Here is a 22,788-nt window from a genome sequence, read left to right as displayed (position 1 = left end):
CGACGTCAACGGATCAGCTGCCAGGTGCTCACGTCGCACTGACCATGCGAATTGTCTCCGGTCGCGATGACGGTTCCGTCGTCGAGACGTCCGAGCGTGTGCGCAGATCCGGCCGCGACGGCAGTAACGCCACGCCACTCTGCGACCTCGCACTGTCGGTGGTGATTGTCGCCGACCGCCCGCACGGTTCCGTCAGCGAGGAGCGCCACCGTGTGGTGGCTGCCCGCCGACACCGCGACAACGGTGCGCCATCGGGTGACGTCGCACTGGCCCGCGGTGTTGTCGCCGGTGGCCAGCGCGGTGCCGTCGACGCGCAAGCCGACGGTGTGCAGGTAACCGGCGCCGATGCCGATCAGGTCCTGCCAGCCGCCGACCGCACACTGCCCGCGCCGATTGCTGCCGGTGGATAGTGCTGTGCCGTCAGCCAATACGGCGACCGAATGCCAGTCTCCGCACGCGATCGAGATGGCGTCTTTCCACGCGGCCACATCACACTGACCCTCCGCTGTGCGACCGGTCGCGACCACGGTGCCATCCGAGCGGAGGCCGAGAGTGGTTCTCCATCCGGCTGCCACGGCGACGATCCCACGCCATCGGCCGATGTCGGTCTGTCCGTCACCGTTCCATCCTGTGGCGAGAACCGTTCCGTCGCTGCGCAACCCGACGCTGTGGGATCGGCCGGTATTGCGCGCGGCATGTACGTTGCCGGCAGCCACAGCACAGATACCCGACCACGACGAGACGTCACATTCCCCGGCGCGACCGTCGCCGGTCGCCACTACCGTCCCGTCCTCCCGACACGCGACCGAGTGTCGTCGGCCTGCGGCCAGCGTGTTCATGTGCGGGATCAGCCCAGTGACCCTGCGGCCGAGCGTAATTCGCTGAGCGCTTCGAGTACGAACGGCACGAGCGGCGCGCCGTCGTCCTTCTCGCCCTCGGTCCACTTCGCGTATCCCTGTTTGAAGGCGAGCACACCGAGTTCGGCGGCGACCCGCGCGGTCGCATCCGCAACGCCGCGGGTGATGAGGGCGTCGGTCATCGCGGCGGCGAGCCCGACGCTCTTGAGGGCGTCGCGCTCCTGGAGTTCGGTGCTGGCAGCGATCGCCGCGCTGAGTCTCGGTCCGAGTTCTCGGTTCATCGGCCCCATCTCGCCGGCGGCACGCTCGAGACCCGCGCTGACCATGCCGAGTGGTGTCGCATCGGCGGGCGCCTCGGCGATTCCCTCGGCCATCAGGCGGCTGAGCGTCTCCTGGCCGGCCACCAGCACTTCGCGCTTGTCCGAGAAGTGCCGGAAGAAGGTGCTGCGGGTGACGCCGGCACGGTCGGCGATCTGCGCGACCGTCGTCGCGTCGTAGCCGTGTTCGTTGAACAGGTCCACCGCGGCGAGGACGAGGCGCTCGCGTGCGCCGGGTTCCCATCGAGCCATGCGGCCATCATAGTGATGCGACATATGTCCCGTCATCGCGCTACAGTGATGAGACAACAGTCGCATCACTCGTCAGGAGAGATCCATGCACGTCTTCGTCACCGGCGGTACCGGCACCATCGGCTCCGCCGTCGTCTCAGAGTTGCTCGACAACGACCACACCGTGCTTGCCCTCGCTCGCTCCGACCGGTCCGCGCAGGTGCTCGCCGACGCCGGTGCGCGGGTCCTGCGCGGCGGGTTGTCCGATCTCGACGTGCTGCGCTCCGGCGTTGCGCAGTCCGAGGGCGTGATCAGCCTCGCCTTCGATCACGGCGACCACGGAGCCGACGCGCTGGCCGCGGCGATCGCCCAGGAAACCGCCGCGTTGTCGGCGATCGGGGAGGAACTCATCGGCACCGACCGTCCGATCGTCACGGTGTCGGGCACGCCGTGGATTCCGGGGCGCGCGTCCACCGAGGCCGATCCGTTGCCCACCGACGGTCCCGTCGGCGGCCGGGCGCGATCGGTGATGGCGCTACTCGACCTAGCGTCGAAAGGCGTGCGCCCCAGTGCGATTCGTCTTCCTCGGACGGTTCACAACCGGGGCGAGGGTGGGTTTGCCGGCCTGCTGACCCAACAGGCCCGACGCAGCGGCGTAGCGGGATACGCCGGCGACGGCACGCAGCGCTGGCCGGCCGTGCACGCCCGCGACGCCGCCACATTGTTCCGCCTCGCGCTGGAATCGGCGCCGGCCGGGACAGCGTGGCACGCGGTCGCCGACGAGGGCGACACCGTCGCCGACATCATTTCGGTCATCGGCAGGCGGCTGCGACTGCCGGTGCAGCAGATACCCACCGAGAGCTTCGGTGCGTTCGGTCCGATCTTCACCATGGATCAACCCGCGACGAGCACGCACACCCGCGAAGCGCTCGGTTGGACGCCGACGCATCCGGGCCTGCTCAAGGATCTGGAGAACATCGAACCGTGAGACCTAGGATTGGCGTCCGAGTTCGGTGCCGTCACCGGGCGTTCCCGTCAGAAAGGGCCAACCGATGACGACCGACGTCGAAGGGCCCGAGCGCGACTTCGGTGACGTCCACCGGATCGGTGTCGAGCGGGCCGGTGAGATTCTCACCCTGCAACGGGCCGCGTATGTCACCGAGGCGAAGCTGCACAACGATCTCCGGCTGCCCCCGCTGGATCAGACCGTCGACGAGATCGTCGACGAATTGCGGAGCGCGGAGGTGATCGCCCTGGGGATCACCTCCGGAGCACGTCTGGTCGCCGCAGTACGACTCACGGTGCACGGTGACACCGCTGAACTCGGTCGTCTCACGGTCGCGCCCGACCTGCAGGGGAGGGGTTTGGGCAGTCGTCTGCTCGACGCGGTCGATGCGTGGTTGCCCAGTGCTGTCACCAGACTCGAACTGTTCACCGGTGAGCACAGTCTCGCGAACATTCGCCTGTATAACCGTTTCGGGTTTCGAGAGTTCCGTCGCCGTAATGTCGGGACCTACGACCTGGTCTTCCTTGCGAGAAACGTCATCTCGGGCGAAACCGGGGGATAACGATGTGGTACCCGTGTGAGCCGAGGTGTTTCTGAATTGTCGCCCATCACCGATACTGCTTCGGTGACGAAGCGGACGATATGCGTGGTGATATCGGCGGTCCTGGCCGTCGCGGGGTTGCTGCTCGCCGCTCCCGGGACGGCCGGAGCCGCACCACAATCCGGGTGGCGATACACGATGGTGGCATTCAGCAACGCCAGCGATCGTGACATGGACGTCTACCAGTCCGGCGACGGCACCCATTTCGACGTCCTCCAGAAGGCGGCGTATCGTCCGCCGTCCGGGTTGGTGCGCGACCCACGGATCTTCCGCAACACCGACGGGTCGTACTACCTCACCTACACCACGGCCGCGGGCGCCAGTATCGGGTTCGCGCGTAGCACCGACCTCACCCATTGGACGTTCATGCAGAACCTGGCAGTCCCGTTCTGCTGCTTCCTTCTTCCCGGTACCGGCGACGGCAAGGGATCGTTGGGCGCGCTGGGTTCGTCGGGTTCCGCCGGGTCGAGCGACCTGCCCTCACTGTCGCCGTTCACCACCAAGGCGTGGGCGCCGGACTGGTTCGTCGAGAACGGTCGCGTCAACATCATCTTGTCGATGTCGACCGGCGGTGGGTTCATCCCGTATCTGATGACGGCGACGGACTCCTCGCTGCGGAATTGGGGGCCGCCGGTGCCGCTCGTGGGTATCGGCGCCGACCACATCGACACCACCATCGTGAAGGTGGGCTCGACCTACCACGCATTCACCAAGAACGAGACCAAGAAGGTCATCGAGCACGCCGTTGCCCCCACCCTGGCGGGGCCCTACACCTTTGTCGCACCGGGCAATTGGGGCACCTTCGTGGAAGGGCCGTCGGTCATCCAACTGCCCGGCGGGGCGTGGCGGATGTACTTCGACGCCTACACCAGGGGCAAATACCTCTACTCCGACAGCGGCGACGGCCTGCGGACATGGACGGCGCCCAAGGAACTGCCGGGGCTGTCCGGAACGGTGCGACACGCGGGAGTGATCCGCGAGCCGGTGTGATGCGGGAACTCACCACGTCGCGGACCGCAGTACAGCGAGCAGTGCTGCCTCGGCGCGCGTCGCCGGCCGCCGCCGGGTGATCACCACAACCTCGGTGAGGCCCGGGTCGGGCAGGCCGTCGAGTTCGACGACGTCGGCGGGCAGGAGCCGACGCGCATGCACCATCACACCGAGCCCGGCCAGCACCGCGGCGCGCAACCCCTGCTGATTGTTGGAGACACAGGTGATGCGGTGATCGAGCCCCGCGTCGGCGAGTGCGGCGAGCGCAGCGGTGCGCGAGATGCTGGGTTCGGGAAAGGTCACGAGTGGAATCGGGTCACCGGGCCGCAGGACGGTGTCCGGCGCGCCCGCCCAGACCAGCGGTTCGGTGAAGATCAACTGTCCGTGCCGTTGGCCCGGATTGCGTTTGGCCAAAACCAGATCCAGTGAACCCGCACGTAGGCTCGTGTGGAGGTCCTCGCTGAGTCCGATGGTCAGCTCGATATCGACGCGCGGGTGGTCGGTCCGGAAGCGGCGCAGGATCTCTGGCGTCCCCGTGGCCACAAGGTCCTCCGACACCCCGAAGCGGATGCGTCCGGTGATGCCGTCATCGGTGAAATAACTCAGCGCGCGATCGCACTCGTCGAGGATGGAGCGGGCGAAGCCGGCCATCACCGAGCCGTCCGCGGTCAGCTCGACCGAGTGCGTATCGCGTCGCAACAGCGTTCTGCCGACCTGTTTCTCCAGGCGGGCGATGTGGCCGGACACAGTGGATTGCCCGACGTCGAGCTGGCGTGCCGCGGCTGAGAACCCGCCGGTGTGGACGACGGTGAGGAAGGTGCGCAGCGCGGTGGGATCGAGCACACATCTCAGGCTAGTTATCGACAAACTCGATCACAATAATCGTGGTCAACGTATTTCCGAATGGCTCCGACGGGCGTTGACTTATGTCTCATGCGACTGCTCAGGAAGCTCCCCATCGACGGATTCGTGCTCTCGATCCTCGCGACGGTGGCGCTCGCATCGGTGTTTCCGGTCGCGGGCGCGGCGGCGACGATCCTCGACGGAATGGTGAAAGCGGCCATCGCGCTTCTGTTCTTCCTCTACGGCACGCGGCTCTCGCCCGCCGAGGCGATGGCGGGAGCACGCCATTGGCGACTGCATCTGACGGTTCTGGCGGTCACCTTCGTCGTGTTCCCGCTGATCGGCCTCGCGCTTCGGGTGCTGACCCCACACGTGCTGAGCAGTGCCCTCTACACCGGTGTGCTGTTCGCCTGTCTCGTGCCGTCCACGGTGCAGTCGTCGATCGCGTTCACCTCGGTTGCCCGCGGAAACGTCCCGGCGGCCATCGTGTCGGCGTCGTTGTCGAACCTTCTCGGAGTCGTGCTGACCCCTTTGCTCGTCGTCGCCCTCATGACCACCACCGGCGGAGTCCACGTGAGTGCGGAATCGTTCGGCGAGATCATCCTTCAGTTGCTGCTTCCGTTCCTTGCCGGCCAAGTGTGTCGGCCGCTGGTCGCCGGACTGCTCGGACGACACCCCTTGCTGACCAAGACCGTCGACCGCGGCTCGGTGCTGCTGGTCGTGTACTCCGCGTTCAGCGCCGGTATGGCCGAGCACATCTGGTCGTCGGTCAGCGTGGGGTCGATCGCCGTGGTGATGGCGGTGTGCGCAGGCGTCCTCGGAGTGGTGTTGGTGTTGTCCCGATGGGCTGCAAAGGCTTTGGGCTTCGGTCGCGACGACGGCATCGTCATCCAGTTCTGCGGATCGAAGAAGAGTCTGGCCGCCGGTCTGCCCATGGCCGCAGTACTCTTCGCTGGAGCGCCGGTGGGCCTGATCATCCTGCCCTTGATGATCTTTCATCAGATCCAATTGCTGGTGTGCTCGATGCTCGCCGCCCACCACGGCCGTGTGGCAGCTGAGCGCGCAGGTACCCCGAGCGATGACCCGACTCTGGATTTCGTGGTCCGTTCTCCGTAGGGTGTGCGCCACGGAGATTCCGCCACGAGGAGGTCGGCGCATGGGACAGTTGATGTACACCACCAGCATGTCCCTCGACGGCTACGTCGCCGACGCCGATGGCGATTTCGGTTGGGGTGCTCCGGATGCGGAGATCTTCGACATGCATGTTGGTCGGATGGCGGAGACCTCCGCAGAGGTGTTGGGCCGCAAGACCTATGACCTGATGCGGTATTGGGAGAGCCCTCCGGAGGACGGGAGCTGGACGGCTGCAGAACATGAGTTCGCCCGCCGATGGCAGACGATCGAGAAAGTGGTCGTGTCGACGACGATGAGTCCCGACGATCTCTCGTCCGATCGCTCCCGGTTGATACGCGAGCTCGACACCGCAGAACTACGGCAGCTCACCGAGAGCGCTCCTGGCTCGGTCGAGATCTTCGGGCCGACCACCGCGGCTACTGCGATCCGCGCCGGAATGGTCTCCGGTTTCCGGCTGTTCGTCGTCCCCGTGATCGTCGGAGGGGGACTGCGTGCCCTGCCCGCCGACGCTGCCCTCGACCTTCGGCTCATCGAGCAGCGGACCTTCGCCAACGGCACCGTCTATCTCCATTACGCCCCTAGGTGAGGGTGCGCTGGGCATCGCTATCTGCCGCTCATTCCTCTCACCGAATTGCTCGCTCCTTCCCCCGATGGTCGAGCGCTCCCGTCATCGGACGCTCGCCCTTCCCCAAATGGTCGAGCGCTCCCGTCATCGGACGCTCGCCCTTCCCCCCGATGGTCGAGGTGCGAGCCGCGTGCGGCGAGCCTCGAGACCCTGGTGAGATGACAAGTATCGCAACCACATCCACTACCCACCCGACGTAATCGAGCGCCCGGTCGACGAAGTTTAACGCCCAGTCGACGCAATAGAGCGCCCAGTCGAAGCGCCCGAAAAAGTTGTCCACAGATTTCCCGAGCCGCGCGATCGCCGGGCCGGTTTTGTCGGTACCCCTTCGTACACTTGTTCTCATCACGTCCGATCGCGGGAGGGGAGGTTGTTCGGATGTCGAGTGTGTTGACGTTCACCGACCCGGATGCCGACGCCGCCGCGATCACAGCCATGTCGCGCGATGAGCTCACCGAGACCGGCCCGGACCTGCTACGCGAGTCCCGCAAATACGAAGCCCGGACGGTGCTTGCTGCCGCCGCGCTGGCGGAGCGGGTGTATCGCGAGCGTTTGGCGGGCCAGTCCGAGGTCGAGGTGTGGGGCTCGGTGATCGAGCACGCCGACAAACTCGCACGCGCCGAAGTGTCTCTGCAGTTCAAGGTCTCCCGCAGTAAGGCCGGCAGCTGGATTGCTCTGGCGGATCTGTTGGAGAAGTTCCCCCTCATCCGCGCCGCCTATCTGAACGGGGAACTGTCCACCAACCGGGCCTCGATCATGGCGCGCGCCGCCCAGCGTGGCGGGGACATCGACGTGGACACCGACACCGACAGCGACAGCAACGACGCCGGTGACGAGTCTGAGATGTCGTTCGAAGAGATCGTCCTGGATTACGGGTCCCGCGCCACCACCGACCCGGTGCTGTCGCAACAGCTCGACGCCGCACTCATTTCGATGAACCCCGACAGTGTCATCGAGGACCGTCACACCCTCACCGATCTGGTGGGACACGTGACCATCACCCCAGACGTTGCCGGGCACTCCGCTCTGGACGCGGTCGTTCCCGCGCATTATGGGGTGTTTCTCACAACACAGATCAACGCGCTCATCGATGAACGGACCTGCCGTAAGGACCCCCGCCGCGTGGGGTCGCTGCGGGTGATCGCACTCGGGGAGATCGCCGGCGTCCCGGGGGCGCACCTCACCTGCGAATGCGGACAAGATGATTGCCCAAAACGAGGTGGCGGCACCGACAGCAACGGGTCGGCCGAAACACCCGCCGACGCTGCCGATGCGGCAGCGTGGGACAACTTGCTCCCCGAACCCGCTGACGCGGATGCGCCTGAAGTCGAGGATGTCGAACCTTCCGACGCGCCGGAGCCCCGCGCTGCGCAGGAGGTGGTCGATGTGGTGGAGCTGGTCGTCGAACCCGAGATCCCCGACCCCATGGATGAGCCGAGGCCGGATGAGGTTCCGGTGGCGTTCGGGCGGGCTTTGGTGGTGCCCGGCGCACCTGTGTTGACGGTGTTGAAGGACCCTGACGGGATTCTCGTGCCCCGGTTGCAGGGGTACGGGCCGATCGACCCCGACTACGCGGCCACCCTGTCCGAGGTCGCGAAGACCATCCATTATCCCGAATCCGTGCGCACGGCTGGACCGTTGATCCCGCAGATCTCCGACCGCGCACAGGCACCGCCGGCCGACCCCACTGGACACGGCGGTCACACCGTGCCACCACCTGGGGCATTGACCTATGCACCCAGCGCCACCTTGCGCGCTGAGGTGCTGGCCAACGACTCCTGGTGCCGATACCCCTACTGCGGCATGCCCTCACACCTGTGCGACCTCGATCATTGGCGGCCGTTCAACCACACCGACCCCGAGGCCGGAGGGTGGACGGTGCTCGGTGATCTGATCCCGCTGTGTCGGGCCGATCATCAACGCAAACATCTCGCCGAGTGGGTGCCGACGCTCTTTCTGGATCGGCGGGTGGAGTGGCGGAGCCGACGGAGTGGGCAGGTGATTGTCACCTATCCGCGGTGACGGTCGCTTTTGCTGTGGGGTGGAACCAGCTGTGGCTCAACGGGTCTCGAGGCTCCTCGCTGGCGCTCGTCGCACCTCGACCACCAGACAAAGGATACCTCGACCATCGAGGGTAAGAAGGGCGTCATCGGGGGCGAGGTCCTCGACAGGTGATCAGCCGGGCGGCCGTCCCGCCGCGATCTGCACGAGCGCCCGGACACTGACGTCGCGGGCGCGGCGGCGGGATTCGGCGAGCGGATTGTCGGAGGGCACGAGTAGACGTAAACCCTTGTGGTGGCTGCGGAATCGCAGCGGCGTGGTGAGTTCGAGGGCTTCTCCGTCGACGCCCGCATAGGCGGTACCGCCAGCCGAGGAGACCTCGAAGGTCGGGGTGGTGAACTCGTGCCAGTGCGGGCTGGTCTTGCGCAGACCGACGGCCGACAGGGCGACCAGTGTGGCCGCTTCGGCGCCGGTCCGCGGCGACAGGGCGACGACGCCGAGGAGGCCGGTATCCATCCGTCGTCGTTCACCGGCATCGAGAAGCGCGCCGGAGTACGGGTTGTTGGATACCAGGATCAGGAACGCGCCGTCCACCGCGGTGCCGTCGGCCGAGGTGAATTGCAGGTCGAAGGGTTCTGCGGTGTTGCCGAGGAGTTCGGGCAGCAGCGCCGCGGTGGTTTGTGTCTTGTCGTCGCGGTAGGAGTCCTGCTGCACGATCGTTGCGTACACGCCGAGCGAGACGTTGTTGACGAACAGACGTCCGTTGACGGTGGCGTAATCGACGCGGCGGATCACGCCGTCGGTGAAGGCTCGCACGTTTCGCCGCGGGTCGGACCGATCGAGCCCGAGATCCAGGGCGAAATGGTTGCGGGTGCCCGCGCTGACGCAGACGAACGGCAGGTCGTGCTCGATCGCGATGGCGGCGACGAGCGCCTGCGAACCGTCACCGCCGGCCATCCCCAGACAGTCCGCGCCGCGTGCCACCGCGTCGCGTGCGAGTTGTTCGAGGTCGTCGTCGGGTCCCAGGACGACGGTCTCGACACCGATCCGGTGTGCTGCCTCGACGAGTTCGAACCGATCGACCTTGCCGCCACCGGATTTCGGGTTGCAGATCAGAACCGGATGCCGGGGCCGCCACGGCGCGTGCATCAGATCCAGCTCGTGCAGATGCGGCGTCAGGGCGTAACGGGCCGAGACGACGGCGATCACCCCGAGCGCGACGGCGACGAACAGGTGCACGACAAAAGCGCCGGAATCAACGACGGCCAGCACCAACGCACTGACGAGCGCTGCGACCCCGAGCACCCCGACACCGATACCGACGCCGCGTCGGACCCCGCGTTCGGTGATCGCCCACCATGCGCCGAGGGCTGCGACGGCCAGACCCGCCACGCCGAGCACGAAATGCAGACCGCTGTTGACCAGGAACACCAGGATCGCCACCAGGAGTCCGGCCGCGGCCAGCAACGCGACGACGGCACTGATCCGTCGCTGACGGCTCACGGGGAGTCGGGGTCGGAGGTGATCAGAGCGCAGATCTCGGCGTAGCGCATCAGAAAACGCTTCTCGTCGAGACGTTTACGGCGCATCCACGAGGTGACCTCGGTATTGCACTTACCCGCGTTGCACGACCGGCAACTCGGCACCACATTACCGGCGGTGTACCGGCCGCCCCGGGAAATGGCGAGAACGCAATCCTTCTGTAGCGCAACGCCATCAGCCTCGCAGTAGGCGCATCCACCCCACAGTGAGACCAACTGCTCCCACTGCTCGGGGGTGAGGTCATGGGTGACCGCGTCCATTCTGCGCCGACGACGTTTCGCGTAGCGGCGGGCACGGGTGCGGTTGGCGGGCACGACGATCAGGGTAGGCCATCACCGGGTCTCATGCGCTGAGGCCGGCCGGCACGAGACCGCTCGGGGTGTACTTCTCGCGCCGGATGTTGCGCGCGGGCATGCGTCGGCGTTTGCACGCCTTCACCCCGGCGTCCACCATCGCCGGCGGGCCACACAGGTAGGCGACGTACCCGCGCAGCGATGCGAAGTCGTCGAGCACTGCGTCACCCACGTAGCCGGTACGCCCGTCCCACTCGGATCGGCTCAGACACGGGACATAGGTGAGCCCGCGGTGGCGCTCGGCGACCTCCCGCCAGAACTGCTGATGGTAGAGGTCGGCCTCGTGGCGGACCCCGTGGTATAGATGGATCTCGCGGTCGGGATCGTCGGTGAGGGCCTGCACCGCAATCGATGTCAGAGGTGCCAGTCCGGTGCCGCCCGCGAGCAACAGCATCGGCGTCTCGGGCTCGTCGGCACCGGGCTCGTAGGCGAAGTCACCCCACGGACCGCGCATCTCGAGTTCGTGGCCGACATCGAGACCGCCGAAGATCCAGCCGTCGGTCGCCACACCACCGGGGACCCGGCGGATCTGGAACTCCAGCCTGCTCGCCGACGCCGGTGGATTGGCCATCGAGTACTGACGCCACTCGCCGGTGCCCGGAACCGCGATCTCCATGTACTGACCCGCCGAGAAGTCCAGTGGCTCATCGATATCCACGAGCACGGTGACCGTGTCGTGGGCCACGGTCTCGATGCCGTGTACGGTCCCGACCACATCGCGCAGTCGGTGCCGAGGGCCGGTCTGTTCGGGCGCTTCCACCTCGATCGTGGTGTCCGAGCGCGGACGCGACTGACACGCCAGGACGAATCCACGCGCCTGATCGTCGGCGCCGAGCACCGTCTCCGGGACCTCGGGAGCATCGACGGTGCCCGAACACAAGCGCACCTTGCATGTTCCGCACGTCCCCTGATTGCACGAATTGGGCAGATAGACGCCGTTACGCAGGAAGGCGTCGAGCAGTGGCTGGTCTTCAGCGCAGGTCACGCTCGCCGACGCGGCACCCACGACGTCGACGCGATGGGCTTGCGAGCCGGTCGTATCGGAAACAGCCATCGCCCTCACGCCTCCCACGTGACGTGCAGCGAGGTCGGTCCGCGGAACCCCCAGCCCCAGAACTCGACGTCGGAATCGGTGTCGCGCTCCAGGTTCGGAATCGATTCGAAGAGTTCCTCCAGACCGATCCGGCACACCTGATTGGCGAAATAGATCCCCGCACACGCATGATTACCGGCCCCGAAAGCCAAGTGCGGCAACGGTGGACGGGTGATGTCGTACTCCGAGGGTGCGGTGTACACAGCGGTGTCGTGGTTGGCCGAGCCGTAGGACATGAGCACGACGGTGCCCGCGGGCAGCGCCACCCCGGCGACCTCGACGTCGGCGGTGCTGATGCGCGCGGTGGCCGACCAGATCGGCGAAGTCCAGCGCATCCCCTCGGAGATGGCCCGGGGGATCAGTCCGGGTTCGTCGATGACCTGCTCCATCTGATCCGGTCGGGTGAACAATCCGACCAGCGTGGAGGCCATCGCGTGACCGGGCTCCTGCATGGCGCCGAGCAGGTAGACGAACAGGGTCGGGTAGATGTAGTCGCGGTCGCGGGTCTGCCCGTCGGGCATGCCGTCGTGCAACCAGTGGGAGATGGCGCTGTCGTCGGGGTGGGTGATCCAGCGGTCGATCATCGGGTCGACGATCGCGCGGATCTCGGCCTTGGCCTCATCACCCTCGTCGAAGCCTTCGGGGTTGGTGAACTCGCCGTTCTCGTCGACGCCGGCATTGGTGAACGACCGGGACAGCTTGTGGAACCACTCGCGCAGTGTGTCCGAGCCGACCTCGCGCAGTCCGAGGAGGTCGCCGAGCGCCCGCACACTGACCGGTTCGCAGTACTGGGCGACGAGTTCGGCGTGGCCGTCGTCCTCGAACGTCTCGAGGAACCGGCGTGCGATCGGCCGGACCAGATCATCGATCCACCGATCGACCTCTTGCGGCTGCAATGCCGGATCGACCATCGACCGCAGGTCGTCGTGGATTTCCCCGTTGACGCCGATGACCGCGGGGTGCCCGAAGGTCCGCCCGCCGGCCTTGGTGATGATCGCCTCGAAGTGCTCGCTGGTGGCGATCTCCCGGCAGATGTCGGTCGTGGTGGCGACGTACGAGCCGAGGACGGGGATGTAGGCCAACGGGCGCTCGGCACGTAGCCGCTCGTACACCGGGTACGGGTTGCGCTCGAGCTCGGTGATGGTGATCTCGTCGATCCAGCTCGGTGCCGGAACGCGGTCAGACGGGGTGGTCGACCCGATGGTGGTCGACTCGATGGTGGGTGTGTCGGTGGTCGTCATGGCGTACTCCTCTGGTCGGTGGCAGGCAATCGGAACTGCTCTGGCCCGAGACGGTAGGGCCGATCGGGAGCGGCCTCGACACCGATTGCGCGGGGGAGACACCGAATGCGCGATCAGGTTGTGATCGATATCGCATCAGGTGGCCGATGTGAGGTAGACAAGATCCAGGCCGGCGCAGCCCGCCGGCCGGGCCGACGAAAGAACCGCCACCCGAATGTTCACCGAACACACGTCCACCGGGCACTCGTCAACCGGGCACGGGGCACCGGATGGGGAGACCCGGGACTGGGACGCCGCGCACCGTGCCGTCGCCGATGCGTACTTCCCGCACGAACTCACCGACCTCGACGGCACCGGAGACGTCGCGCTGTCACTGCGGACCGTCGAACTCGGCGGCGTGACGATCGGTCGACTGACCTGGGGTACCGACGTCGCGATCACCTGCGCCTATCCGGGGGCCTACGAGGTCAACATCCCGATGTCGGGACGACTGCACTCCCGACACGAAACGCGTGAGGTGGTCTCGACCCCCGGACGAGCGACGGTCTTCGTCGCCGACCGCGAGTCGCAGATCACCCGGTGGACCGCTGACTGCGACGTGATCGGCGTCAAGTTCGATGCCGATCACCTCGAACGCGAAGCCGACCGCATCCACGTCGGTGCCGTACGCCGACGCCTCGTCCTGCCCGACCAGATCGACGTCGCGACCGACGCCGGGCGATCGTGGCTCGACCTCGTCGCGGCGTTGTCCGCCCAACATCGCGAACCCGTCGACCTGCTCGCCAATCCACTGGTCGGGCCGCAACTGGCGGGCGCGGTGACCGCGGCGTTCCTGCTCACGGTGGCGCCCGATCCCGTCGACGCGGCACATCCACTGCGACCGCGCACCGTCAAACGGGTCCTCGACGCCCTGCACACCGACCCGGCGCGACCGTGGACACTCGCCGAGATGGCAGCGCTCGCGCAGACCAGCGTGCGTCGTCTGCAGGAGGCCTTCGCCGAATACGTCGGCGCGACGCCGACCGCGGCCTTGCGTGACATCCGATTGGCGCACGCGCACAACGACATCGAGAGCGGAGCGGGCACGATCTCGGACATCGCGGCGCGGTGGGGCTTCAGCAGCGCGAGCCGCTTCGCCGCGGCCTATCGTCGGCGGTACGGGGATCGGCCGTCGGAAGTGCTGCGCAGGTGACCGCGCGCCGACGGCCATTGCGGAACGATCGGCGAGCCCCCGATGTGTGGATACAGTGACCTGTGTCGTACATTGAAGCAGATCATATATTTGATACAGACAGAGGTGCACACCGATGGACATGACCTGGTCGGATGACGACATCGCCTTTCGCGACGAGGTGCGTGAGTTCCTCGACGCCGAACTGACCCCGGAGCTGCGCGCCGCCGGTCGACTGCGCACCAGCGTGTACACCGATCACGAGGCGTCGATGGAATGGCAGGCGATCCTGCACAAGCGTGGATGGGCCGCGCCGGCGTGGCCGGTCGAGCACGGCGGCTGCGACTGGTCGCTGACCCAGCACTACATCTTCAGCCGCGAATCGGTGTTGGCCGGTGCGCCCGCGCTGTCCCCCATGGGAATCCGCATGGTCGCCCACGCGATCATCGCCTTCGGCACCCCCGAGCAGAAGGCGTTCTACCTGCCCGGCATCCTCACCGGCGACGTCTTCTTCTGTCAGGGCTACTCCGAACCGGAATCCGGCAGCGACCTCGCGTCGCTGTCGATGTCGGCGGTCTCCGACGGAGACGATCTGGTGTGCACCGGCAGCAAGATCTGGACAACCCATGCCGCCGAGGCCAATTGGATGTTCTGCCTGGTCCGTACCTCACGCACCGGCAAGAAACAGGAGGGCATCACCTTCCTGCTGATCGACATGACCTCCCCGGGCATCGAGGTGCAGCCGCTGGTGATGGCCTCGGGTGAGCAGGTGCAGGCGCAGGTGTTCTTCGACGAGGTGCGGGTGCCCAAGAAGAACGTCCTCGGCGCGATCGACGACGGCTGGACGGTCGCGAAGTATCTGCTGGTGTTCGAGCGCGGTGGTGGCGCGGCCGCGCCGGCACTACAGGTGATGGTGGAAAACCTCACCGATCACGCGTCGACGGTCACCGGGCCGTCGGGGGTGCCGCTGGCCGATGAGCCGGCGTTCGCCGCCAAGCTCGCCGATCTCCGCACGCGCGCAAAGGTTCTCGAGGTGCTCGAATATCGCGCGCTCGCGGAGATGAGTGCCGGACGCAACCCGGGCGCGATCTCGTCGATGCTCAAGATCCTCTCGACCGAGCTGAGCCAGCAGATCACCACCCTCGGCGTGGAGGCGGCGGGCCCCCGCGGACGGGCATATCAGCCGCACGCCGCCGCACCGGGCGGGCCGATCGCCGACTTCGTGCCGCCGGCCGACGGATACGTCAGCGGGCAGGCGTGGCAGGCGGTGGCGCCGCTGCTCTACCTCAACGACCGCGCCGGCTCGATCTACGCGGGCAGCAACGAGATCCAGCGCAACATCCTCGCCAAGGCCGCCCTGGGCCTGCCCCAGTACTGACCGGAAAGGTTTCACCCACCATGGATTTCGATCTCACCGCCGAACAGCAACTGCTCGCCGACGGGCTCACCCGCTTTCTCGATTCCCGCTACGACCTCACCGAGAGCCGCAAGGTCGCCAAGGTCGGTGACGGATGGCAACCACAGATCTGGCGCGCCTTTGCCGACGAACTCGGCGTCATCGGTGCCTGCCTGCCCTCGACGGTCGGCGGTGACGACGGCGGCCCCGAGGAGCTGATGGTCGTCACCGAGGCGCTCGGCCGCGCCCTCGTCGTCGAACCGTTCGTCGACACGGTGGTCCTCGGCGCCGGCCTGCTCGCGCGTACCGGACACGACGGCGCACTCGAGGTCGCGCGGTCGGTGACCGCGGGCGAGACCCTCGTGGCCACCGCCGCACTCGAGGACACCTCGGGCGGACGGCTGCACCACGTGACCACCCGCGCCGAGGAGTCCGACGGCGGCTGGGTTCTCCACGGCGCCAAGGCCGTTGTCACCACCGCCCCGATCGCCGACCAGCTGATCCTCACCGCGCGGATCGCCGGCAGCGACGACGACCGCGACGGCATCGGCCTGTTCCTTATCCCGCTCGGCGACGCGACGCCGGCCGGGCTGACCCAGCACGAGTTCCGCACCGTCGACGACCGCCGTGCCGCGGACCTCACCCTCGACGGCGTGCAGGTGGGCGGCGACGCATTGATCGCCCGCGGTGCCGACGCGCTCGCGCTACTCGAACGCGCATGGGACACCGCCACCGCCGCGGTGGTCTCCGAAGCGGTCGGGTTGATGCGCAAGGTGCTCGCCGACACCGTTGCCTACACCACCCAGCGTCAGCAGTTCGGGCGCCCGCTCGCCGGCTTCCAGGCATTGGCGCACCGCATGGTCGACATGTACATCGAACTCGAACAGGCGGTTGCCGCACAGTATCTGGCGATCCTGTCGCTCGACGCCGAACCCGCCGAGCGGGCTGCGGCGGTGTCGGCGGCCAAGGCCACGATCAGCCGGGCCGCACGATTCATCGGCCAGAACTCGGTGCAGCTGCACGGCGGGATGGGCATGACCGAGGAACTCGCGATCGGACACTACTTCCGGCGACTGACCGTCATCGAGTACGAATTCGGTTCGGCCGACGCTCATCTGGCGAGGGTCGAGAAACTCGCCCGGGTCTGAGCGAACTCGGCCTCGATCTCGGCCCGACCCAGCACCGGGTCGGTGCCGGGCACATGTGTCGGCTCGGTGTGGGCGGCGCTCGTCCCGCCGGCCACCCGGCGGCGGGCCGCGGTGAACTCCGGAAGCTCGCCGATGCCGGCGTGGGCGGCATTGAGCAGTGACCACACCGCGCTGCGCCGGGCGCGGCGCTCGACGGGATGGGGTGGGGAATACATGACCAGTTGCGCCGCCCACCGGGGTAGGGTGTCGCGAATCGCCCAGTCGACCGCAGCCGCAGCGGGATTGGGCACGTTGGTGCCGGTCGCCATCGCCGCCCCGTAGGTCACCGCCAGGCGCGGCAGATACGACCGCAGGCACTCGAGGGTCTCGGCCTTGGTGGTCGGGAGGTCGGTGCCCCCGAGCGCATGACCGACCCGGATGAACTCGCCGTAATAGCGATCGAGGTCGGCACCGCGCAGCGGCCGCGGATGGTAGATCTCGTGTGCCGTCGCCAATCCCCACACCACGGTGGCGTAATTCCAGCGCAACCACTCGGGATCGTCGGCGTCGTAGGTGGCGCCGTCGGGACGAGTGCCCTTGATCGTGTGATGCATGGCGCGGACCGTGCGCGCCAGTCGTTCGGCGGTCTCGGTGCTGCCGTAGGCGGTACCGATGAAGAAGGCGACCGAGTGTCCCAAGCGAACGGATGCACCCTCGGGATCGATCCGGGGCAGTGCGGCCGGGTCGTCGGAGCGTTCCACCAGCCGGGAGTGGTGCATCCCCATCCAGTAGATGCTCGGGTCGAGGCGCTCCAGATAAGACGCGCACTGCAACCCGAAGACGAGGGCAGGCGTGTGCGAGTGGACATACCAGGTGGCGCTGTCCGGACCGAACCATCCCGGATCGCCGGCCGGCTCCTCGAACTCCATGCCCCGGAAGAACTTTGCGCGGATGTTCGCGTCGAAGAAGCCGGTGAGCCAGTCGCCGACCCACTGGTGCGGCAGGGTCGGCAACGGCAGGGTCGGCAGCGGCAGTGATCCCAGGCCGCTGCGGGGCAGCCTGATCGCGGACGGAGTCTTCATCGTCTCTCCCTGCGCTCGTGGTGGTGCGCGACCGGACAATTTCTGGCCACGCATGTGCCCAGACTACGGTCTGGTCACACCTGTGACCAGACCTTTCGTGATCTCGCCACGCGCCGTACGGTGAGACGATGTCGAACACGACCCGATGGGCCGGGGTCTCGTTGAGCGATCGGCGTACCGAACGACGGGCGCTGCTGATCGCCGCGGCCTACGACCTGCTGGGTACCGACCTGCTCGGTCACGACCCGTCGGCGCTGTCGGTGCGGGCGCTGTGCCGCGCGAGCGGCCTCAACTCCCGCTACTTCTACGAGAGTTTCGCCGACGTCGACGAGTTACTCGGCGAGCTCTACGACGAGGTTGCCGCCGACCTCGCGGGTGTGGTCGCCGCGGCGATCGAGTGCGCCGGCCGATCGGTGCGATCGCGCACCGCGGCGGGTATCCGCGCCGTGCTCGGTCATGCCGGCGACGATCCACGGCGCGGCGCGATCCTGTTCACCCATGCCCGCGCCAACCCGGTGCTCGCCGCCCGTCGCGTGGCGACCGAGGAACTCCTCATGTCGTCGGTCCTGGCCGAAACCGTTCGCCTCCACCAGGATCGGACGTCACGTCCGAGGGCCGATCAGGTCGGGGCGGTGATGTTCGCCGGCGCGATGGCCGAGCTGGCACGGCAGTGGCTGGGCGGTCATCTGGGGTCGGATCTCGACGTCGTCGTCGACGCGGCGACCGCCTTCGTCCTGCGATCGGCACCCGCCCGTACCTGATCGGTGGTGGGGGTCGCGAGCACCTCGCGCAGCAGCATCACACGCACCGGTGCGAGGCCGGCCACCGACACCGCGATCACGGTCAACGAAATCCACAGCAGCGCACCGCTGGCCAGCAGCAACAACTGCAGTGTCCAGGACGGGGCGGTCAGCGATTCCGACGCCAGCTGGCGTGCCCACAGGCGCCAATAGATCATCAGATTCACCGTGAGCCCGACGACGTAGGAGATGCCGAACGACACCAGATACGGACGCCACGTCCCGTCGCGAAGCCGCGCCGAGAGCGATTCGTGTCGCAGCGGCGCGACCACGGAGAGCACGTTGCCCACACCGAGCCAGACGAGCACCATGACGACGAACTGGTCGATCATCGCCGCGAGGTCGAGATCGGTGGTGACGGCGAGGTAGGCGAGGATGGGTACGGCCGCTATCGCGACCCCTATCAGGATCATCAGGTTCTTGGCGACCAGGATTCGCCACAGACGTTCGCCGGCCCGGATGTCGGTCCACACCCGTGCGGCGTCGAAGCACAAGGCGTTGGTGCACACCACACTCCCGACGACGCCACCGAAGACATACAGGGTCAGCGACCCGGCCTTCTCGTAGGTCGCCCATCCCACCGATCGATAGACGACCACCAACGACAGGCTGATCGCGAGGGTGATGACCACGCGGATCAGCACCGCGTGCGGTCGGGCGCGCAGCGCTCGCGCCACCTCGTTCGCGGTGCGCCGCAACAGCGCTCGGGTGGCGGTGACGACGAGTCGGACGGTCTCCCGGCGATCACTGGAGCGGGCGGGCGAGGAGTCGGCGAGCGCGGCGTCGGAGAGCGCGGCGTCGGCGTAGGTGAGATCCAGACGAGCACGGCGTATCGCGTCGTCGGCGAGTTGGAACCGCAGTGCGTCATCGGGTTCCGAGACGGCGGCCAACTGCTCGGCCAAGCGCGCCGCGTCGGTGGCCAGAGCGGCGATCTCGGTGGACAGCGAGTCCCCGGTGGCGCTGGAGTTCATGCCGACCATCTGATCACCCGGACCCACCGGGGTGCACGGCAGGCCGTCGAATCGGATGTGGGGATCAGGGGAAGGGCAGGCCTCCCGTGCCGCCGCCGGTGCCACCGTTTCCGTTGCCGTTGCTGGGCACCGTGGTCTGCGCATTGTCCACGGCACTGCCGAGTTTCACGGTGACCGTGTGTTCCTGGCCGCCGCTGGACACGGTGATGGGTACCGTCGAGCCGGGTTCGTGGGTGAGGATCTGGGCCATCAGGTCGGCGTAGCTGGTCACACGTTGATCGCCCACCTTGGTGATGACGTCACCGGATTTGATGCCGGCGGCCGCTGCCGCACCGTCCCCGCTCACCGCGGTCACCTGGGCGCCCTCGACGTCGGCGGCGTTGGTTTCGGCCAGCGAACCGGTCACCCCCAGCACGGGCTTGGTCGCGTGGCCGTCGGCAAGCAACTCGTTGGCGACGCGCCGAGCCGTGTTGATGGGGATGGCGAAACCCAGACCGAAGGCCTGGACGCCGCCCTGGGATGCCTGGCCGGTGTCGACCGCCGAGTTCACCCCGATCACCTGGCCGGACAGATTGACCAGCGGCCCACCGGAGTTGCCGGGATTGATCGGCGTATCGGTCTGGAGTCCGTTGTAGACCGCGACCTGCGAACCCTGCTCATCGCCTGCGGTCACGGTGCGCGAGAGATTGCTGATGATGCCGGAGGTCACCGTGTTGGACAGATTCTCCGGGCTGCCGACCGCGACGACCTGCTGCCCGACCTGCAGGCCGTCCGAATTGCCGAGTGTTGCCGGGGTCAACCCGGACGCGTTCTGCAGTTTGATCACCGCCAGGTCGTAGGACGGTGAGGTACCCACGACCGAGGCCTGGTAGGTCTTCTGGTCGGCGGTGGTGACCTGGATCGCCGAGGTGCCACCAGCTCCGGCGATCACGTGGTTGTTGGTCAGGATGTAGCCGTCGGGGGAGAGCACGATGCCACTGCCGACCGCGGTGCCCTGGCTGCCGGCGACCTCGATGTCGGCGGTGAACTTCGACGCCGCCTGCGCGGCATAAGTGATGGAACCCGGCTGGGCGGGGGCGGCTGTGGTCGCGGCCGGGGTGGCGAGTTGGGGTGCCGCCGCGGTGCTGTGATCGACGAGCGCGCTTCCGCCGAGAGCGACTGCGCCGCCGAGCAATCCCGCGATGACCGCCGTCGCGATGATCGGTTTCATCGACGACCGACGTGCGGTGGCTCCGGCGGGTATCGGCGTGGTGGTGGAGGGGCCGGTGGTGGAGGGGCCGGTGGGGTAGTGGCCACCCGGGTGGTGCCCAGAAGGCTCGTATCCTCCGGTCGCGTACGGGCCGGACGGAGGTGGGGTGTAGCCGGGGGTCGGGCCCCACCCTCCGGCGGGCTGGCCGTACGGGTGGGTTGCGCCGGCGGGCACATGCGGTGGCGGGCTCACCGGCGCGGTGGGCGTCTCTGGGGTGCTCTCGCCCGGAACGTGGTTGTCGGGATGGCGATCTGTGGTCACCAGACCACGTTGCCCAAGGTCACTGAGAGCAATCCGAGAGGATTGTGTGGAATTGGCTGTCAATTCACTGTCGAGGCGCCCACCGTTGTCGGTGGGCGCCTCGACGTCCCGATGTACCGATGTGGCGGCCGCTGCGGCTACTTCACCTCACCGCGCAGGATGCGCAGCACGCCGAAGAACAGCGGGATACCGATCCACACGATTCCGGAGACGACGAGCTTGGCCCATTCGCCACCGCTCGCCCACTGCTCGGATTGGAAGGGCGCGTTGGTCATTCCGGTGTCGACCCAGGCTCCGAGATGGTCGTGGAACCACGGCACCAGCTGGCTGACGAGGGTCAGCGCGGTCGGCAGCACGAAGTAGGCGACGATCGCGCCGGGAGTGTTCAGGATGAGCGCGGCGAAGCCGAATCCGAGGAGCAGCCCGAACAGTTGCAGCACAAAGGAGTTCACCAGTCCCGCAGCGGTGAACGACCATGCTCCGGCCGGATCGGCGAAGGCGAGACCGGCGATCACGTTGCCCACCGCCCCGAGCGCGAGGGCGAGGCCGACGGCGATCACCGAGGCGATCAGTGCGGTCAGTAGTTTCGCGACGATGATCCGTTCGCGACGCGGTTCCATCGTGAACGTCGTCAACGCCGAGCGCTGACTCCATTCACCGGTGACCAACAGGATTGCCATCACCGGCAGGATGATGCCCAGCGGGATGTTCATCATGCCGAAGAACTGGCCGAAGGTGAGGTTGGTCAGACTGTTGCGGTTGGCGATCAGCATCGCCACCACGACGACCACCGACAGCACGCCGATGGATGCGGCCAACCAGAATCCGGCGCGGGTGTCGACGAGTTTGCGGAGTTCGACCCGGCCCAGGCGGGTCATCGGAATGCCGGCGGTGCGCGTGGGCGCGGACGCGGCCGGGGCAACGGTGAGGGTGGTCATCAGAATGCTCCTGCGGTCATCGGTTGTTCGCGTTGGGTGGAGGCGGTCAGTTCGAGGAACATCTCCTCGAGTTTGGCGCCGTCGCCGGCGCGCAACTCCGTGAGCACGATGGCGTTCGCCGCGGCGACCCGCCCCACCTCCTCGGGGGCGGCGTCGGTGGACAGTCCGCCGCCGGACTGCGGCTGCGCGCTGATGCCCGAGGCGTCGAGCGCGTCGGCAAGGGCCAGGTCGTCGAGCGAGCGCACCGTGGTTCCGGTGCCTGCGAGCAACTCGGCCTTGGTGCCCTGCGCGACGATGCGTCCGTTGCCGATGACGACGAGGTCGTCGGCGACGATCTCGATCTCGTGCAGCAGATGCGAGGACAGCAACACGGTGCCGCCACGATCGGCGTAGCCGCGCAGCAGGCTGCGCATCCAGTGGATGCCCGCCGGGTCGAGGCCGTTGGCGGGTTCGTCGAGGATCAACACCCGCGGATCGCCCATGAGCGCGTTGGCGATTCCGAGTCGCTGCCGCATACCGAGGGAATAGTTGCGGACCCGCCGGCCGGCTTCCTGCGGTGTCAGGCTGACCAGTTCGAGCATCTCATCGACCCGGGTGCGGGGCACCCCGATGGTCATCGCGGTCAGGCGCAGGATCTCCTCGCCGGTGCGTCCGGCGTGCTGTGCGGACGCGTCGAGGAGTACGCCGACCTCGGTGGCGGGATTGGGGATGTCGCGATAGGCCTGCCCGTCGATCGTCACCGAGCCCGACGTCGCCGGGGTCAGTCCGGTCATCACCCGCATGGTGGTGGACTTGCCCGCCCCGTTCGGTCCGAGGAAGCCGGTCACCTGCCCCGGGCGGCACGCGAAGGACACGTTGTCGACGGCGACGTACTCGCCGTAGCGTTTGCTGAGGTTCTCCACTGTGATCATGGAGATCATCGTTGCCGCACCGGGCGGGTGTGCACATCGGGCGCGAGG

At 67.3% G+C, this 22,788-nt stretch carries 22 protein-coding genes; 10 read left to right on the top strand and 12 right to left on the bottom strand.

The annotated features are described in order from the left end of the window. Positions 1 to 5 precede the first annotated feature (5 nt). Together GOPIP_RS01425 and GOPIP_RS01420 are read right to left on the bottom strand one after the other, a co-directional pair. Positions 6 to 839, bottom strand: coding sequence for an RCC1 domain-containing protein (locus GOPIP_RS01425; protein WP_006367711.1), 834 nt, complete (start codon positions 837 to 839; stop codon positions 6 to 8). Positions 840 to 847: 8 nt separating this feature from the next. Beyond that, positions 848 to 1,426, bottom strand: a complete 579-nt coding sequence (locus GOPIP_RS01420; protein ID WP_035726852.1) for a TetR/AcrR family transcriptional regulator — start codon at positions 1,424 to 1,426, stop codon at positions 848 to 850. Positions 1,427 to 1,511: 85 nt separating this feature from the next. Between GOPIP_RS01420 and GOPIP_RS01415 the strand changes: the two genes are divergently transcribed. From GOPIP_RS01415 to GOPIP_RS01405, 3 genes are all read left to right on the top strand, one after another. Then, the gene (locus tag GOPIP_RS01415) at positions 1,512 to 2,393 is read left to right on the top strand and encodes an SDR family oxidoreductase (RefSeq protein ID WP_006367709.1); all 882 of its coding nucleotides are present in this window, start codon (positions 1,512 to 1,514) and stop codon (positions 2,391 to 2,393) included. A 64-nt stretch (positions 2,394 to 2,457) separates the two neighbouring features. After that, positions 2,458 to 2,973 carry a GNAT family N-acetyltransferase gene (locus GOPIP_RS01410; RefSeq protein ID WP_006367708.1) on the top strand — a complete coding sequence of 172 codons (516 nt, stop codon included), beginning with the start codon at positions 2,458 to 2,460 and terminating at the stop codon, positions 2,971 to 2,973. Between the two features lie 84 nt (positions 2,974 to 3,057). After that, a complete protein-coding gene (locus tag GOPIP_RS01405) occupies positions 3,058 to 4,002 on the top strand; it encodes a glycoside hydrolase family 43 protein (RefSeq protein WP_006367707.1) in 945 nt (314 codons plus the stop codon). Positions 4,003 to 4,011: 9 nt separating this feature from the next. On the opposite strand, the gene GOPIP_RS01400 is transcribed toward GOPIP_RS01405, so the two are convergent. Beyond that, entirely contained in the window at positions 4,012 to 4,845 is an 834-nt protein-coding gene (locus GOPIP_RS01400; RefSeq protein WP_006367706.1) for a LysR family transcriptional regulator, read from the bottom strand. 90 nt (positions 4,846 to 4,935) lie between these two features. Between GOPIP_RS01400 and GOPIP_RS01395 the strand changes: the two genes are divergently transcribed. From GOPIP_RS01395 to GOPIP_RS01380, 3 genes are all read left to right on the top strand, one after another. After that, positions 4,936 to 5,961 carry a bile acid:sodium symporter family protein gene (locus GOPIP_RS01395; protein WP_006367705.1) on the top strand — a complete coding sequence of 342 codons (1,026 nt, stop codon included), beginning with the start codon at positions 4,936 to 4,938 and terminating at the stop codon, positions 5,959 to 5,961. Positions 5,962 to 6,001: 40 nt separating this feature from the next. Continuing rightward, positions 6,002 to 6,565 (top strand): dihydrofolate reductase family protein, encoded by a 564-nt coding sequence (locus GOPIP_RS01390; protein ID WP_006367704.1) that lies wholly within the window; start codon positions 6,002 to 6,004, stop codon positions 6,563 to 6,565. 417 nt (positions 6,566 to 6,982) lie between these two features. After that, complete coding sequence (locus tag GOPIP_RS01380) at positions 6,983 to 8,626, top strand: HNH endonuclease signature motif containing protein (protein WP_006367702.1); 1,644 nt, start codon at positions 6,983 to 6,985, stop codon at positions 8,624 to 8,626. 153 nt (positions 8,627 to 8,779) lie between these two features. On the opposite strand, the gene GOPIP_RS01375 is transcribed toward GOPIP_RS01380, so the two are convergent. Genes GOPIP_RS01375 through GOPIP_RS01360 form a run of 4 tightly spaced genes read right to left on the bottom strand, consistent with a single transcriptional unit; the run spans position 8,780 to position 12,834 of the window. Continuing rightward, positions 8,780 to 10,108, bottom strand: coding sequence for a diacylglycerol/lipid kinase family protein (locus GOPIP_RS01375; RefSeq protein ID WP_006367701.1), 1,329 nt, complete (start codon positions 10,106 to 10,108; stop codon positions 8,780 to 8,782). Continuing rightward, the gene (locus tag GOPIP_RS01370) at positions 10,105 to 10,461 is read right to left on the bottom strand and encodes an HNH endonuclease (RefSeq protein WP_006367700.1); all 357 of its coding nucleotides are present in this window, start codon (positions 10,459 to 10,461) and stop codon (positions 10,105 to 10,107) included. The genes GOPIP_RS01375 and GOPIP_RS01370 overlap by 4 nt, the downstream gene beginning before the upstream one ends. Positions 10,462 to 10,489: 28 nt before the next feature. After that, the gene (locus tag GOPIP_RS01365) at positions 10,490 to 11,554 is read right to left on the bottom strand and encodes a 2Fe-2S iron-sulfur cluster-binding protein (protein WP_006367699.1); all 1,065 of its coding nucleotides are present in this window, start codon (positions 11,552 to 11,554) and stop codon (positions 10,490 to 10,492) included. A 5-nt stretch (positions 11,555 to 11,559) separates the two neighbouring features. Then, entirely contained in the window at positions 11,560 to 12,834 is a 1,275-nt protein-coding gene (locus GOPIP_RS01360) for a cytochrome P450 (RefSeq protein WP_006367698.1), read from the bottom strand. 214 nt (positions 12,835 to 13,048) lie between these two features. Here GOPIP_RS01360 and GOPIP_RS01355 point away from each other — a divergent pair, with 214 nt between their 5' ends. From GOPIP_RS01355 to GOPIP_RS01345, 3 genes are all read left to right on the top strand, one after another. After that, positions 13,049 to 14,026, top strand: a complete 978-nt coding sequence (locus tag GOPIP_RS01355; protein WP_006367697.1) for an AraC family transcriptional regulator — start codon at positions 13,049 to 13,051, stop codon at positions 14,024 to 14,026. A gap of 115 nt (positions 14,027 to 14,141) precedes the next feature. Further along, positions 14,142 to 15,383: an acyl-CoA dehydrogenase family protein gene (locus tag GOPIP_RS01350; protein WP_006367696.1), complete on the top strand. Its 1,242-nt coding sequence runs from the start codon at positions 14,142 to 14,144 to the stop codon at positions 15,381 to 15,383. A 20-nt stretch (positions 15,384 to 15,403) separates the two neighbouring features. Next, a complete protein-coding gene (locus tag GOPIP_RS01345; RefSeq protein WP_006367695.1) occupies positions 15,404 to 16,549 on the top strand; it encodes an acyl-CoA dehydrogenase family protein in 1,146 nt (381 codons plus the stop codon). Here the strand turns inward: GOPIP_RS01345 and GOPIP_RS01340 are convergent. Continuing rightward, complete coding sequence (locus tag GOPIP_RS01340) at positions 16,513 to 17,610, bottom strand: oxygenase MpaB family protein (RefSeq protein ID WP_006367694.1); 1,098 nt, start codon at positions 17,608 to 17,610, stop codon at positions 16,513 to 16,515. The genes GOPIP_RS01345 and GOPIP_RS01340 overlap by 37 nt on opposite strands. Positions 17,611 to 17,738: 128 nt before the next feature. Here GOPIP_RS01340 and GOPIP_RS01335 point away from each other — a divergent pair, with 128 nt between their 5' ends. Beyond that, a complete protein-coding gene (locus tag GOPIP_RS01335) occupies positions 17,739 to 18,371 on the top strand; it encodes a TetR/AcrR family transcriptional regulator (RefSeq protein ID WP_006367693.1) in 633 nt (210 codons plus the stop codon). On the opposite strand, the gene GOPIP_RS01330 is transcribed toward GOPIP_RS01335, so the two are convergent. The 4 genes from GOPIP_RS01330 to GOPIP_RS01315 form a co-directional block, all read right to left on the bottom strand. After that, positions 18,293 to 19,381: a hypothetical protein gene (locus tag GOPIP_RS01330; protein WP_231386640.1), complete on the bottom strand. Its 1,089-nt coding sequence runs from the start codon at positions 19,379 to 19,381 to the stop codon at positions 18,293 to 18,295. The genes GOPIP_RS01335 and GOPIP_RS01330 overlap by 79 nt on opposite strands. A gap of 64 nt (positions 19,382 to 19,445) precedes the next feature. Then, the gene (locus GOPIP_RS01325) at positions 19,446 to 20,891 is read right to left on the bottom strand and encodes a S1C family serine protease (RefSeq protein ID WP_006367691.1); all 1,446 of its coding nucleotides are present in this window, start codon (positions 20,889 to 20,891) and stop codon (positions 19,446 to 19,448) included. 137 nt (positions 20,892 to 21,028) lie between these two features. Then, the gene (locus tag GOPIP_RS01320) at positions 21,029 to 21,829 is read right to left on the bottom strand and encodes an ABC transporter permease (protein WP_006367690.1); all 801 of its coding nucleotides are present in this window, start codon (positions 21,827 to 21,829) and stop codon (positions 21,029 to 21,031) included. Further along, complete coding sequence (locus tag GOPIP_RS01315; protein ID WP_035726820.1) at positions 21,829 to 22,749, bottom strand: ABC transporter ATP-binding protein; 921 nt, start codon at positions 22,747 to 22,749, stop codon at positions 21,829 to 21,831. Before GOPIP_RS01315 ends, GOPIP_RS01320 begins: the two co-directional genes overlap by 1 nt. Positions 22,750 to 22,788: the final 39 nt, after the last annotated feature.

The sequence above is a fragment of the Gordonia polyisoprenivorans NBRC 16320 = JCM 10675 genome, assembly GCF_000241325.1.
GTDB classification, from domain to species: domain Bacteria; phylum Actinomycetota; class Actinomycetes; order Mycobacteriales; family Mycobacteriaceae; genus Gordonia; species Gordonia polyisoprenivorans.
This window is presented reverse-complemented; position numbering and strand designations above follow the sequence as displayed.

What these genes read in the sequence shown, in the direction of transcription:
- GOPIP_RS01425 (WP_006367711.1), bottom strand. Translation starts at nt 839, where the DNA reads ATGAACACGCTGGCCGCAGGCCGACGACACTCGGTCGCGTGTCGGGAG.
- GOPIP_RS01420 (WP_035726852.1), bottom strand. Translation starts at nt 1,426, where the DNA reads ATGGCTCGATGGGAACCCGGCGCACGCGAGCGCCTCGTCCTCGCCGCG.
- GOPIP_RS01395 (WP_006367705.1), top strand. Translation starts at nt 4,936, where the DNA reads ATGCGACTGCTCAGGAAGCTCCCCATCGACGGATTCGTGCTCTCGATC.
- GOPIP_RS01350 (WP_006367696.1), top strand. Translation starts at nt 14,142, where the DNA reads ATGGACATGACCTGGTCGGATGACGACATCGCCTTTCGCGACGAGGTG.
- GOPIP_RS01415 (WP_006367709.1), top strand. Translation starts at nt 1,512, where the DNA reads ATGCACGTCTTCGTCACCGGCGGTACCGGCACCATCGGCTCCGCCGTC.
- GOPIP_RS01355 (WP_006367697.1), top strand. Translation starts at nt 13,049, where the DNA reads ATGTTCACCGAACACACGTCCACCGGGCACTCGTCAACCGGGCACGGG.
- GOPIP_RS01335 (WP_006367693.1), top strand. Translation starts at nt 17,739, where the DNA reads ATGTCGAACACGACCCGATGGGCCGGGGTCTCGTTGAGCGATCGGCGT.
- GOPIP_RS01340 (WP_006367694.1), bottom strand. Translation starts at nt 17,610, where the DNA reads ATGAAGACTCCGTCCGCGATCAGGCTGCCCCGCAGCGGCCTGGGATCA.
- GOPIP_RS01380 (WP_006367702.1), top strand. Translation starts at nt 6,983, where the DNA reads ATGTCGAGTGTGTTGACGTTCACCGACCCGGATGCCGACGCCGCCGCG.
- GOPIP_RS01320 (WP_006367690.1), bottom strand. Translation starts at nt 21,829, where the DNA reads ATGACCACCCTCACCGTTGCCCCGGCCGCGTCCGCGCCCACGCGCACC.
- GOPIP_RS01410 (WP_006367708.1), top strand. Translation starts at nt 2,458, where the DNA reads ATGACGACCGACGTCGAAGGGCCCGAGCGCGACTTCGGTGACGTCCAC.
- GOPIP_RS01315 (WP_035726820.1), bottom strand. Translation starts at nt 22,749, where the DNA reads ATGATCTCCATGATCACAGTGGAGAACCTCAGCAAACGCTACGGCGAG.
- GOPIP_RS01365 (WP_006367699.1), bottom strand. Translation starts at nt 11,554, where the DNA reads ATGGCTGTTTCCGATACGACCGGCTCGCAAGCCCATCGCGTCGACGTC.
- GOPIP_RS01390 (WP_006367704.1), top strand. Translation starts at nt 6,002, where the DNA reads ATGGGACAGTTGATGTACACCACCAGCATGTCCCTCGACGGCTACGTC.
- GOPIP_RS01345 (WP_006367695.1), top strand. Translation starts at nt 15,404, where the DNA reads ATGGATTTCGATCTCACCGCCGAACAGCAACTGCTCGCCGACGGGCTC.
- GOPIP_RS01330 (WP_231386640.1), bottom strand. Translation starts at nt 19,381, where the DNA reads ATGAACTCCAGCGCCACCGGGGACTCGCTGTCCACCGAGATCGCCGCT.
- GOPIP_RS01360 (WP_006367698.1), bottom strand. Translation starts at nt 12,834, where the DNA reads ATGACGACCACCGACACACCCACCATCGAGTCGACCACCATCGGGTCG.